This window comes from Flagellimonas ochracea (assembly GCF_009903685.1).
GTDB lineage: Bacteria > Bacteroidota > Bacteroidia > Flavobacteriales > Flavobacteriaceae > Flagellimonas > Flagellimonas ochracea.
Genome location: NZ_JAAABI010000003.1, coordinates 75147 through 88382 on the forward strand (window position 1 = coordinate 75147; position 13236 = coordinate 88382).

Below are 13236 nucleotides of genomic sequence, written 5' to 3' on the forward strand. Positions count from 1 at the left end.
CTAATACATATGCTGCAACATCTGAAAATAAATCGGTTTCATGCCGAAAGTGGGGTTGACCAAGACTTAAAACTGTCCTATCAGTTATTTGGTCAACCTTTGCATTCGGCCCCAGTGGTTTTGGTCAACCATGCCCTTACCGGCAACTCCAATGTAACCGGGGAAACCGGCTGGTGGTCTGATTTGATTGGAGAGGGCAAGTGTATTGATACGGAAGTGTATACAATTTTGGCCTTCAATATCCCTGGAAATGGATATGATGGTTTTGTGGTGGAGAACTATAAGGATTTTGTTGCTGGAGATATAGCTCGGATTTTTCTCTCCGGATTGGAACAGTTGAAAATCGACCGTCTATTTGCCATTATTGGGGGCTCCCTGGGTGGCGGAATAGCTTGGGAGATGGCGGCCCAGAACCCAAACATAACCCAAAACCTGATTCCTGTAGCGTCTGATTGGAAATCCACGGATTGGTTGATTGCGAACTGTCAGATTCAGGAACAATTTTTGGTCAATTCCAAACAACCTGTGCATGATGCAAGAATGCATGCCATGCTCTGTTATCGGACCCCAGAATCATTTAAGGAACGTTTTAAAAGGAGCACCAATGAAGAGTTGCAGGTATTCAATGTGGAAAGTTGGTTAATGCATCACGGTAAGAAATTGCAAGAGCGATTTCAGTTATCGGCCTATAAATTGATGAATCAGTTGCTGAAGACCATCGATATTACTCGAAATGGCGAGGATACTTTTAAAGCGCTTCAAGAAAGTGAGACACAGATTCATATTATCGGTGTCAATTCCGATTTGTTCTTTACCGCTGAGGAAAATAAGGAAACGTTTAAAAGATTGGCGCAGGCCAACGCCAATGTCACCTATGGTGAAGTACAGTCACTCCATGGTCATGATGCTTTTTTGATGGAATTTGAGCAGTTGGAGAAACTTTTGCAGCCCGTTTTCCAACCTAATCAGGCACAAAAGCATATAAAGGTTCTGAAGTTTGGAGGAAAGTCCTTGGCCAATGGAGCTGGTATCCAAAATGTATTGAATATCATTTCTGGCAAAGTAAAGGCCAATGAACATTTTGCCCTGGTGGTCTCGGCGAGGGGAAAAGCTACGGACGAATTGGAAAATATGCTGGTCAATGCTTCGATGGGTCAACCCTTTGAGGAAGACTTTAAAAAGTTCACTTCGTATCAATTGGAAGGCCTTTCCGAAGACAAAATTGAAAAAGAGCTCGGTGCCATCAAAAGGATACTTCAGGGAGTTTCGCTTTCGGGAGACTATAGTCCAAAGACCAAAGATGAACTACTTTCTTATGGCGAGCTGATATCTGGAAAAACAATCATTTCCCTTTTGAATTCTTTAGGACTGAAGGCCGAATTGATTGATTCAAGGAAGCTATTCAAAACAGATGATAATTATGGAAATGCAGAGGTTGATCAGGGTATTTCCAAAGAAAATGCTATTCGTTCCTTTCATGATTTAGAAGAGGGGACCATTCCAGTAATAACAGGATTTATAGCCTCAAATATGGATGGAGCCACAACAACTCTGGGAAGAAATGGCACCAATTATTCGGCCGCATTGTTGGCCAACTTTTTGGATGCTTCGGAGCTTATTAACTATACCCATGTTGATGGAATCTTTACCGCAAATCCTGATTTGGTCCCGGAAGCCCGACTAATCGATATTATTTCATATGAAGAAGCCAACGAATTGGCCAATTTTGGAGCAAACATTTTGCATGCCAAAACCATTATCCCCCTCATAGAAAAAAATATACCCCTGCGGATTTGCAATACATTCAATGCGGAAAGCAAAGGAACTTTGATAGGTCCCAAAACGGATAACGGGGGAATCAAATCGCTCTCCGTTTTGGAAAACATGGCCTTGGTGAATTTGGAAGGAAGAGGGCTCTTGGGCAAGGTCGGTGTTGATGCCAGAATTTTCAGGACTTTAGGACAAAATGGGATTAGTGTGGGGATTATTTCCCAAGGTTCTTCTGAACGGGGAATAGGCTTGGTGGTGGATGCAAATAAGGCCCAGAAGGCAAAAAAAGTATTGGATTTGGAGTTTGAAACGGATTATTCTCTGCAAGACATCAATCGAATTACGGTTGAAAAAGAGGTGTCGGTTATTTCCATTGTGGGAATGGACCTGAGTGGCTTTCACAAACCATACAGTGCGTTGGTCAAGAATCAGGTTGTCCCATTGCTCTTTAACAATACAATTACGGGAAGTAATGTGAGTTTAGTTGTAAAGAGTGCTGATCTGCATAAGGCCGTGAACGTATTACACGGTCAGATTTTTGGCATAGCCAAAAAAGTGAACCTGGCATTATTTGGTCACGGCAATGTTGGAGGAACCTTAATCGACCAAATATTGGATTCCCAAATGAGCATAAAAGAACGAAAGGCAATAGAACTGAATATTTTTGCAGTTGCCAATTCCAAAAAAGTGCTTTTAGATGTAACAGGAATTGGTACTGATTGGAGGGAAAGAATGCAGCATCATGGGTTAGGGTATAACTTGGAAGATATTGTGGCATTCGCCAGGGCCAACCACTTGGAAAATTTGGTCGCGATTGATAATACAGCGAGTAACACATTTGTCCATCATTATGAAGATTTGATAGCACATGGGTTTGATTTGGTTTCGTCCAACAAGATTGCAAATACATTGGGCTTTGATAGTTATAAATCGATAAGAACATCACTCTCAGAGAATCAGAAACAGTATTTGTATGAGACTAATGTAGGTGCCGGACTTCCTTTAATTGATACAATCAAGTTGCTTCATCTTTCGGGCGAGAACATTGCACGGATCAAAGGGGTTTTTTCGGGTTCCCTAAGCTATATTTTTAATACGTTTTCCGAAAAAGATTTTCCTTTCTCCAAGATTGTTAAGGAGGCTGTGGCCAAAGGTTATACAGAACCGGATCCTAGGGAAGACCTTTCGGGAAACGATGTGGGCAGGAAGTTGCTGATTTTGGCCCGGGAGTTGGATTTACAAAATGAATTTTCGGATATTTCCATTGAAAACTTGATTCCAGAAAGATTACAAACAGCAGATTTTCAAGGCTTTTTAGACAATATTGACTCGTTGAACCCAATTTTTGAAAAAAGAAAACAAAAACAAGATAAGGATCATGTACTCCGTTATGTTGGAGATTTGCATGGAGATTTGCAGAGAGACAAAGGCATTTTGGAGGTCAAATTGGTCTCCGTACCCAAGGAAAGCGCCTTAGGGCAGGTAAAAGGGTCCGATTCCATAATAGAAATCTACACCGAATCTTATGGGGAGCACCCATTGGTAATACAGGGTGCAGGAGCAGGGGCAGATGTAACAGCTCGGGGTGTTTTTGGAGATATTTTGCGGATAGCTGAGAAATTATAGCTTCGACTTCGCTCAGCTACCTGTTCACGGTTTTTGACTGTAGCAAATTGTTTTTTATAATAAGAATGAATCTTTATATGGATATAAAATGATTTACTTTGATCAAGATTGATTCAATTTCGGTGGCTGAGCGTAGTCGAAGCCACAATGATTTCTATATGAGAGGATACGTTAACATATTGGAATGTTCAGATGGAAGTTATTACACGGGCAGTACTAGATTTGAACAAAAGAATCATGGAGCATCAAGATGGTAAAGGAGCAAACCACACCAAAAAAAGATTGCCTGTTAAATTGGTTTAGATTGAAGAATATTTGAGTATTAAAAGAGCCTTTGAGCGTGAAAAACAAATTCAGGGTTGGTCCAGGGCTAAAAAAGAAGCACTTGTAAATGGAGAATTTGTAATTCTACCCAATTTGGCAGAATGCAAGAATCAGACACACTATGAATATTTTAAGGAGAGAAGGTAAAGTGGCTTCGACAAAGCTCAGCCACCCAACAAAAAGCTATAATGGAAAGCAAAAAATTTGAAACGGAAGCGATTCGCACACAAATGGAACGGTCCCAATTTTTGGAGCACTCGGTACCTTTGTATTTGACTTCCAGTTTTGTTTTTGAGGATGCTGAGGACATGCGTGCTTCTTTTGCCGAAGAAAAAGACAGAAATATATATTCGCGCTATGCCAATCCCAACTCCTCGGAATTTATAGAAAAGGTCTGTAAAATGGAAAGCGCTGAGAATGGATTCGCCTTTGCCTCTGGAATGGCAGCCGTGTATTCCACCTTTGCAGCCTTGTTGGAAAGTGGAGATCACATAGTCTCATCCAGAAGCATTTTTGGCTCGACCCATTCATTGTTTTCACAGTATTTTCCAAAATGGAACATTTCAACCAGCTACTTTGATGTCCATAAATTGGAATCAGTGGAGGAGATAATCACTCCAAAGACCAAAATATTGTATGCAGAGTCACCTACAAATCCTGGGGTAGATCTATTGGATCTGGAGGCTTTGGGTAAGATTGCAAAAAAGCATGGACTGATTTTTATTGTGGACAACTGTTTTGCATCCCCCTATCTACAACAACCCATAAAATTTGGAGCCGATTTGGTCATTCATTCGGGCACCAAGCTTATGGATGGCCAAGGAAGGGTACTGGCTGGAATTACGGTGGGAAGCAATGAATTGGTAGATAAGATTTATAGATTTTCCCGGATAACCGGTCCGGCACTCTCACCTTTCAATGCCTGGATATTGTCCAAAAGTTTGGAAACTTTGGCCATTCGTGTGGATAGACACTGCGAAAATGCACTAAAGCTCGCCACGTATTTGGAAAATCATGAAAGAGTTGCATGGGTAAAATATCCCTTTTTAAAATCACACCCACAGTACGAAATAGCCAAAAGACAAATGAAAGCTGGCGGGTGTGTTGTTGCTTTCGAATTGAAAGGAGGTCTTGATGCAGGAAGAAAATTCTTCGATAGTATCAAATTACTTTCCCTATCAGCCAATTTGGGCGACTCCAGAAGCATAGTTACACATCCCGCATCTACTACCCATAGCAAGTTGACCAAGGAGGAGCGGGCTTCGGTTGGCATTACGGATGGCATGGTCCGAATATCCGTCGGATTGGAACATATTGACGACATTATAGCGGACATAGGGCAAGCTTTGGGATAGGCAGCGCAATCAAATGATAACATGCTAAGGAGAATTAATTTTTGGCTATCTTCGTATGATGCTCTCCAAGAAAACAAAATATGGGCTAAAGGCCTTGACCTATTTGGCTTCTGTTGACGGAAAGGAACCGGTTCAAATTGCTGAGATAGCCAAACATGAGAATATTTCACAGAAATTTTTGGAAAGCATATTACTCACGCTCAGACGCAATGGTTTTTTGGGATCCAAAAAAGGCAAGGGAGGAGGTTATTACCTGATAAAACAGCCAGAGGATATTAAGATGACGTCCGTAATGCGGGTTTTGGAAGGCCCTATTGCCATGGTACCTTGTGTTAGCCTGAACTTCTACGAGAAATGTGATGACTGCCCAGATGAAAATAAGTGTTCCGTACACAAACTGATGCTTCAGGTACGTGATAGTGCCTTGAATGTATATCGAAATAACACCTTGGCCGACCTTATTTCCTAATAAAATCCCAAAGACTTTTCTCAGAATGTTTAAGAATTTGATAAAATTCAGCGGTTTTTTCTTAAAATCCATTAAAACTATAGGATAAAAGTAATTTTATTATCCTTTTAACGATTTGATAAGTGGATAGTTTTATCTTTATCCTATTAAAACCATAGACTTTATCTAATGAAAGTTGATATTGATTTAGAGTATTACAACAGACAATTTCGGGGGATACCTCCGGAAGAAATAATTACTTGGGCTCTTCAGCTGTCCAGCAGAAGAATTGTTACCACTAGTTTTGGGAAGTATTCGGCAGTGCTGCTGAATACGTTTCATAATATAGATCCCAATATTAATGTTGTTTGGTGTGATACGGGCTACAACTTGCCGGAGACGTATGAGCATGCCTCGTACTTGACGCGTAAGCTAGATTTAAACCTGAACACCTATGTTCCAAGGGAGACCAAGGCATTTACAGAGCATAGACTTGGTTTTCCCACAGCTGACCAACCCGAGCACAAGGAGTTTTCCGAAATTGTAAAGTTGGAACCCTTTCGACGGGCATTGGCTAAACATCAGCCCGATGTTTGGTTTACAAATATTCGAATACGTCAAACAGCATTGAGGAGCTCAAAAGACATTTTGAGTTTCAGCAAGGAAGGCATTCTTAAAGTAAGCCCCTTTTACTATTGGTCCGATGAGGATTTGGATGAATATTTGGAGGCGCATGATTTACCCAAGAATAGCACCTATTTTGATCCGGTCAAAGCGCTGGAAACCAGGGAGTGCGGAATTCATTTTCAATAGAATTACCTGATGTGTTGAAGTAGGAGAAGTCCATGCTACTTCTAGGGATTATTTGAAATGGTGCAACATTAAAACCTATTAAATAGATAGGAATAGTATATAAATGAAAAGTTTTAGAACAGAAATAGAGAGTCCGGTTGTCGAGAAAGACATTATTGACTTGGAACGTAAGATTCGCCAGTTCAAGGAGGGTACGATAGATGAGGAAAAATTCCGTAGTCTTCGTTTGGCAAGAGGGGTCTACGGACAGCGTCAGCCCGGGGTGCAGATGGTACGGATTAAATTGCCCTATGGTAAAGTAACCTCTCATCAATTATTGCGGATAACCGATGTTTCTGATGAATATTCTAGAGGTCGTTTGCATATTACCACACGCCAAGACATTCAAATTCATTATGTGGATTTGGAAAGGACCCCAGAGTTGTGGGCACAATTGGAAAAGGATGAAGTAACACTTCGTGAGGCCTGCGGAAATACGGTCCGAAATGTTACTGCCAGCGAAACGGCCGGGATTGACGTAGATGAGCCATTTGATGTTTCACCCTACGCCCAAGCAGTTTTTGAATACTTCCTCCGAAATCCAATAGGTCAGGAAATGGGTAGAAAATTCAAGGTCTCCTTTTCGGCAAGTGATGCCGATACTGGCCTTTCTTACATGCACGATTTGGGATTCATCGCTAAAAGTAAAGATGGGATTAGAGGTTTCAAGGTGATGATAGGGGGTGGTTTGGGTTCCCAGCCAAGGCAGGCCGACGAACTTTACAGCTTTTTGCCCACGGATAAGATAATTCCAATGATGGAAGGGGTTATCCGAGTTTTTGACCGGTACGGTGAGCGAAAAAGTCGTGCCAAGGCCCGGATGAAATTTTTATTGAAAGATATTGGTCTCGAGGGTTTCAAAATGCTGTTGGAAGAAGAGCAATTGGCAATTCCACATCAAACCTATCCTATTGATTACGAGAAATATCCAAAAACAAAGGTTGCCAATGTCAAAATTCCTGAAGTAAAAATTGAAGAAAATCAGGCATTTCAACAATGGAAATCGACCAACTTGGTTCCCCAAAAACAAGAGGGATATGTAGCCATTGGAATTAAAGTGCTTTTGGGCGATTTCTACACGGACAAGGCCAGGAAATTGGCCAAGCTTGTACAGGATTATGCAGCTGGTGAAATTCGTTTGTCCCTGAGACAAAATATACTGATTCCTTACGTAAAGGAAGAATTGGTTCCTTTCTTTTATAGGGAACTTAAAAAGTTGGGCTTTGCCGAGGCGGGCTACAACAAAGCCTTGGATATCACTGCGTGTCCGGGAACGGATACCTGTAATTTGGGGATTGCCAGTAGTACCGGTATAGCGGATGAACTGGAGCGGGTCATAAAGGCGGAATATCCAAGTTACATCAACAACCCTGACGTGGTTATCAAAATTAGTGGCTGTATGAATGCTTGTGGACAGCATACCATGGCCCATATTGGATTTCAAGGGATGTCCATTAGGACCAAAGATAAACTAGTAGCCCCTGCGCTGCAGGTATTGTTGGGTGGAGGAAACTATGGCAACGGTAAAGGGAGGTTTGCAGATAAAGTGGCCAAGATTCCCAGTAAGCGTGGACCGCAAGCTTTACGTTTAATATTGGACGATTACGAAGCCCATGGAAATGGAGCCTCTTTCACGGAATACTATGTGGAAAAAGGAGAACATTATTTCTACGACTTTTTAAAACCATTGACGGATACCGATAACCTTACCCAAGACGACTTCATTGACTGGGGAAATGACGAAAAATATAAAAAAGAGATTGGCATTGGTGAATGTGCAGGTGTGATAGTTGATTTGGTAGCTACACTTTTTTTGGAGAGCCAGGAAAAGATTGAAAATGCACAGGAAGCCATTGAGGAACAAAAATGGGCTGCGAGTATCTATTACTCATATCAATCCATTGTCAATTCCGCCAAGGCTTTGTTGACGGCGGAAAAGTTGAAAACCAATACCCATGCAAGCATCATCAGGGATTTTGACAGACTTTATGTGAAGACTGGAAAAATAGCATTTGCCTATGGTTTTGAGGCATTGGCGCTTCAACTCAACAAAAATCAACCATCCGAAGAATTTGCAAAGAAATACATGGAGGATGCCAAAAGTGTATTGGAGCGTTTGGAAGCCTATAGAAAATTAGAATTGGAACATGCATAACGGAAAACTTACAGTTGTGGGTGCAGGCCCTGGAGATGTAGACCTCATTACGTTGAAAGGCATTAAAGCCTTGCAAAATGCGGATGTGATTTTGTATGACGCTCTGGTAAACCAAGAGCTTTTGGAGTATGCACAGAGGGCAGAAAAAATCTTTGTGGGCAAGCGCAAAGGCTGTTACGCTTATCAACAAGAACAAATCAATGAATTGATTGTACAAAGAGCCAGTTTGGGATTACATGTATTGCGCTTAAAAGGAGGAGACCCTTTTGTATTTGGAAGAGGGGCTGAAGAAATGGAATACGCTGCCCAATTTGGTATTGAAGTTTCTGTAGTACCTGGTATTTCTTCATCAGTTTCAGTGCCAGCTTCTCAAAACATTCCTGTTACTAAAAGAGGTGCGGCCGAGAGCTTTTGGGTCATCACAGGTACCACAAAAGAGCATAAATTATCAGGAGACGTGGCATTGGCTGCGAAATCAAATGCCACAGTGGTCATACTCATGGGCATGTCTAAATTGGGGCAGATTATGCAATGTTTTGCCGAAGAGGGTAAGCAGGATACCCCTGTGGCCATTATCCAAAACGGAACCATGGATAACGAAAAGGTAGGCATTGGGACTGTTGCTTCCATTGAGGACAAGGCAAAGGAGCAGCAGTTATCCAATCCTGCCATCATCATTATAGGCGAGGTTGTTGATAATCGTCAGCGCTTACTGGATATCCAGAGAGCATATCAAAAAAAGGGAGAAGAATTGTTTGAAAAAGTATAAAAATTGTCAGGTCGAACGCCCAACTTCATGAAGGACAAGCAGTCGAGACCTCAATAAAAGACAAATTATGATAAAAACGGACATACTTATAATTGGAGCAGGACCCACAGGATTGTTCACGGTTTTCGAAGCAGGCTTGCTAAAACTAAAATGCCACTTGATTGATGCATTGCCGCAACCAGGCGGACAATGCTCCGAAATCTATCCTAAAAAACCCATATACGATATCCCTGCCTATCCCGAGATACTCGCAGGAGACTTGGTGGATAAATTAATGGAGCAAATCAAGCCGTTTGAACCCGGTTTCACTTTGGGGGAACGGGCAGAGACTTTGGAAAAGCAAGAAGACGGTTCTTTTATTGTAACGACAAACAAGGGAACCGAACATCATGCCTCCGTGGTCGTCATCGCTGGGGGATTGGGCTCTTTTGAACCCAGAAAACCGTTGATTTCCAATATTGGCAATTTTGAGGATAAAGGTGTCTCGTACATCATTAAGAATCCCGAAGTTTTTCGAAACAAAAAAGTGGTCATCGCTGGAGGTGGGGACTCCGCCTTGGACTGGGCCATATTTCTAACAGATGTCGCTTCAGAGGTCGCATTGGTACATCGCAGAAATGAGTTCCGAGGAGCTTTGGATTCTGTGGAAAAGGCAAGAGAATTGGCGAAATTGGGTAAAATCCAGTTGTATACAGAAGCTGAAGTGTCAGAAATACATGGAAAGGAAGAGGTACAAGCCGTTGTGATTAAATACAACGATAAGCAAAGAGATAAATCCTATGTGGAAACGGATTTTTTTATCCCACTTTTTGGCTTATCACCCAAACTGGGGCCAATAGGTGACTGGGGATTGGAAATTGAGAAGAATGCCATCAAGGTAAATAACGCTAGAGATTATCAGACCAATATTCCGGGTGTATTTGCCATCGGCGATGTAAATACCTATGAAGGTAAGCTAAAGTTGATTCTTTCTGGATTCCATGAAGCAGCAGTAATGTGCCAGTTTGCATATCAAATTATTAATCCAAATAAACGATACGTAATGAAATATACCACTGTTGGCGGTGTACAAGGATTCGACGGAACCAAAAAAGAAGCCAAGAAAGAGGTGGTGCAAAGTATAGTCTAAAGTTTTTAGGTTATGTTGAGTTAGTCAAACCTTCCATTGTTTTACTTTGGAAGGTTTTTTTGCGAAAAGCTTCAAATTTTTAATTTTGTAGTATATTTCCTAAATAATTCATAACCTCATGTCGAAATTCCGTATTCCCTCATTTTTGATCAAGTCCTTTCTAATTCCAGTCATCATTGTTGTCTACGCATGCAGCAGCAGCGAAAATGAAGAGTCTCTTCCCGATAATTCTGGAGGAGATACCGAATCCCCGACAACCCCTGAAGAGGAACAAAATATGCCTCCGAATGCCTTTAATTTGATTGAAGTGGCCAATGACTCAGAATCAGTGGAGCTAAGTCCCAATTTTGAATGGGAGTTTGCCACAGATCCAGAAAACGAAGCAATAACCTATTCCTTTTTTCTAGATACATCCGAGAATCCAACCACTCAACTGGCAACTAATTTAAGTGATACCAGTTATAATCTAGAAGCCGAATTGGAGTTGGGGACTACCTACTATTGGCAGGTTGAGGCAAGTGATGCTTCCGGAAATACGACGATAAGTGCAATTTTTAGTTTTACTACTAAACCAATAGGTTCTTTTGTTGCCCAACCAGATTTTGGCTTTCGTCATCATGCTGCGGTAACAGAGCTGAATGGCAGATTGTATATGCTGGGAGGTTTTGGCACGGTCAACGGAGCACCACAGCACTATTTAGATGATGTTTGGAGCAGTGATGATGGGGAAGTATGGACTCTTGAAGCGGATAACCCTGGTTTTATTGCTCGTGCCCTTCACCCTTTAGTGGCTTTTAACGACAAAATGTTTTTAATAGGAGGCTTTAGAGCTAATGGGCCATCGAATGATATTTGGAGTTCAACGGATGGCAAGAATTGGGTAATGGAAACTGCCAATGCTGAATTCCCAGAGGATTGGGGCCATAAAATGTTGCATTTCAATGACAAACTTTGGTTGATTACAGGGGGGTCTAACAATGAGTCTAATAGAAGTGTTTGGAATAGTGAAAATGGAGTGAATTGGACTCGTGTTGTTGAAGATATAGGTTTTTCCTTAAATCTCGATTTAGAGGCAGTGGTCTTCAACAACCGCATGTGGGTGATTGTAAATGATGAGATCCATAGTAGTGATAATGGAATTGATTGGACCTTAGAACTGGAAGATGCACCATTTGCGGATTTAGGAACATCCGGCTTCTCCTTAAAAGAATATTCTCTTGTTGTACACAATGGAAAGATGGTTCTGATGGTTAGCCGGCAAGACACTTCGGAGTCGGCAGATATATGGAGCAGCTCCAACGGAAAAGACTGGATTTTAGAACATACACAAACCGCTTTTCCTAACCGTGAAGACAATTCTTTTATTTCCTTTGGAGGAAAGATTTACATAATGCTAGGATTTAACGACCAAGGCTTTTTGGGCGATATTTGGACGCTTGACTGATTGCAAATGGAGATAAGGCAAAATTTATCTGTTCTGACTACAAGAAACCCTTTCTTTTTTTGGATTTAATTGAAGAGCATTGTTTATTTGTGACCTAGTTCATTTTAAAATTGATTTGTTATCAAGAAAGGTGGAGGGATTGGACCCTGTGAAACCTTAGCAACCCTCGGTTTATCCTGATGCACATCAGGATCTGAGAAGGTGCTACATTCTACCCTTGTTTCCGGTTTTGGAAAATTTAGTGGGAAGGATAACGTAAATACATTCCATCGTATTTTCTACGCTTTTCTTGATAATTAAAAACTGTTTCCTCATGAGCTTCCGCTGAGTGCGGCGAAGAGGGGGCTTTAGTAGTGTTATGAAAATTGAGAAAATTTTACAGGAGAGAATTTTGGTGCTGGATGGCGCCATGGGCACCATGCTGCAACACTATAAGTTTGAGGAAGGGGACTTCAGGGGAGATCGCTTTAAGGATTGGCCACTTCCCCTTAAAGGAAACAACGACCTATTGTCCTTGACCCAGCCTCAGGCCATCGCAGAAATTCATCGAAAATATTTTGAGGCCGGGGCTGATATTGCGGAAACCAATACCTTTTCAGGCACCTCTATAGCCATGACGGATTATGGTATGGAAGAGTTGGTATATGAGCTGAATTTTGAATCGGCCAAGATTGCTAAAAAAGTTGCACAGGAATTTACTGAAAGGGAACCGCACAAACCTAGATTTGTGGCCGGAAGTATCGGTCCCACGAACAAGACGGCGAGCATGTCACCCGATGTCAATGATCCAGGTTTTCGTGCAGTTTCATTCGATGACCTCAGGAAAGCTTATAAAGAACAGGCAGCCGCTTTATTGGATGGAGGAGCGGATATTTTATTGGTGGAGACCATTTTCGACACCTTGAATGCCAAGGCGGCCTTGTTTGCCATTGAAGAAGTGAGGGATGAACGGAATATAGAGGTCCCGGTAATGGTGAGTGGTACCATTACCGATGCATCGGGACGTACCTTATCTGGCCAAACAGCGGAAGCGTTTTTAATTTCCATTTCCCATATTCCCATTTTGTCCGTGGGATTTAATTGCGCCCTGGGAGCAAAACAACTGACCCCACATCTTGAAGTGTTGTCCGCAAAATCAGACTTTGCCGTATCGGCCCATCCCAATGCTGGACTGCCCAATGCCTTTGGAGCATATGATGAGACTCCGGAACAGATGGCAGCACAGATCAAAGAATATTTGGATAAGGGTCTGGTGAATATTGTAGGTGGATGTTGCGGAACCACGCCGAAACATATCAAGGCCATTGCGGATTTGGTAAAAAAGTATCAACCCAGAAAACTTTCAGTACCCATTTTGGAATAAA

General features: G+C 41.8%; 9 protein-coding genes and 1 riboswitch. All 9 genes read left to right on the top strand.

The genetic code is table 11. The features are described 5' to 3' along the window. Nucleotides 1–9: 9 nt before the first annotated feature. Entirely contained in the window at nucleotides 10–3396 is a 3387-nt protein-coding gene (gene thrA / locus GTQ34_RS10405) for a bifunctional aspartate kinase/homoserine dehydrogenase I (RefSeq protein ID WP_166523747.1), read from the top strand. A 512-nt stretch (nucleotides 3397–3908) separates the two neighbouring features. Beyond that, nucleotides 3909–5075 (top strand): trans-sulfuration enzyme family protein, encoded by a 1167-nt coding sequence (locus GTQ34_RS10410; RefSeq protein WP_166523748.1) that lies wholly within the window; start codon nucleotides 3909–3911, stop codon nucleotides 5073–5075. A gap of 58 nt (nucleotides 5076–5133) precedes the next feature. Further along, the gene (locus GTQ34_RS10415) at nucleotides 5134–5544 is read left to right on the top strand and encodes an RrF2 family transcriptional regulator (protein WP_166523749.1); all 411 of its coding nucleotides are present in this window, start codon (nucleotides 5134–5136) and stop codon (nucleotides 5542–5544) included. Nucleotides 5545–5712: 168 nt separating this feature from the next. Continuing rightward, on the top strand, nucleotides 5713–6336 hold the full coding sequence (locus GTQ34_RS10420; protein WP_166523750.1) for a phosphoadenosine phosphosulfate reductase domain-containing protein: 624 nt from the start codon (nucleotides 5713–5715) through the stop codon (nucleotides 6334–6336). A 103-nt stretch (nucleotides 6337–6439) separates the two neighbouring features. After that, nucleotides 6440–8530, top strand: a complete 2091-nt coding sequence (locus GTQ34_RS10425; RefSeq protein WP_166523751.1) for a HEPN domain-containing protein — start codon at nucleotides 6440–6442, stop codon at nucleotides 8528–8530. After that, on the top strand, nucleotides 8523–9299 hold the full coding sequence (gene cobA, locus GTQ34_RS10430; protein WP_166523752.1) for a uroporphyrinogen-III C-methyltransferase: 777 nt from the start codon (nucleotides 8523–8525) through the stop codon (nucleotides 9297–9299). Before GTQ34_RS10425 ends, cobA begins: the two co-directional genes overlap by 8 nt. A 67-nt stretch (nucleotides 9300–9366) precedes the next feature. Continuing rightward, nucleotides 9367–10428, top strand: coding sequence for an NAD(P)/FAD-dependent oxidoreductase (locus tag GTQ34_RS10435; protein WP_166523753.1), 1062 nt, complete (start codon nucleotides 9367–9369; stop codon nucleotides 10426–10428). A 118-nt stretch (nucleotides 10429–10546) separates the two neighbouring features. Then, the gene (locus tag GTQ34_RS10440) at nucleotides 10547–11872 is read left to right on the top strand and encodes a DUF6242 domain-containing protein (RefSeq protein WP_166523754.1); all 1326 of its coding nucleotides are present in this window, start codon (nucleotides 10547–10549) and stop codon (nucleotides 11870–11872) included. 115 nt (nucleotides 11873–11987) lie between these two features. Then, nucleotides 11988–12129, top strand: a riboswitch (SAM riboswitch). A gap of 101 nt (nucleotides 12130–12230) precedes the next feature. Then, nucleotides 12231–13235, top strand: coding sequence for a homocysteine S-methyltransferase family protein (locus GTQ34_RS10445; RefSeq protein WP_166523755.1), 1005 nt, complete (start codon nucleotides 12231–12233; stop codon nucleotides 13233–13235). The last annotated feature ends 1 nt before the right edge of the window (nucleotide 13236 follow it).